The organism is Acidovorax facilis, from assembly GCF_023913775.1.
Lineage (GTDB): Bacteria > Pseudomonadota > Gammaproteobacteria > Burkholderiales > Burkholderiaceae_C > Acidovorax > Acidovorax facilis.
Window position 1 is genome coordinate 1 of the sequence record NZ_JAMXAX010000396.1, and the last position, 252, is coordinate 252.

Genomic DNA, 252 nt, shown 5'->3' on the forward strand with positions numbered 1-252 from the left:
GGGTACGCCGCGTCGCATATCTCGGTGTCTCTGAATCTTTGAGCATGGTGTCCACGATGGTTTACGTGCACACGATCTTGCGAGATGTCGCGGGACTGTTCAAGGTGGTACGGCTGGTCGCTTACGGCCAACATGCAGGTTTATGGCGCCGACAAGGTATGGCGGCAACTAGCGCGCGAAGGCGTGACCGTGGCCCGCTGCACGGTAGAGCGTCTGATGCGCAGCATGGGACTGCGTGGTGTGATGCGCGGC

General features: G+C 60.7%; 1 pseudogene. It reads left to right on the plus strand.

The window, feature by feature from the left end:
• Nucleotides 1-126 precede the first annotated feature (126 nt).
• A pseudogene (locus NFX52_RS30760) lies at nucleotides 127-252 on the plus strand (IS3 family transposase); the annotation flags it as partial.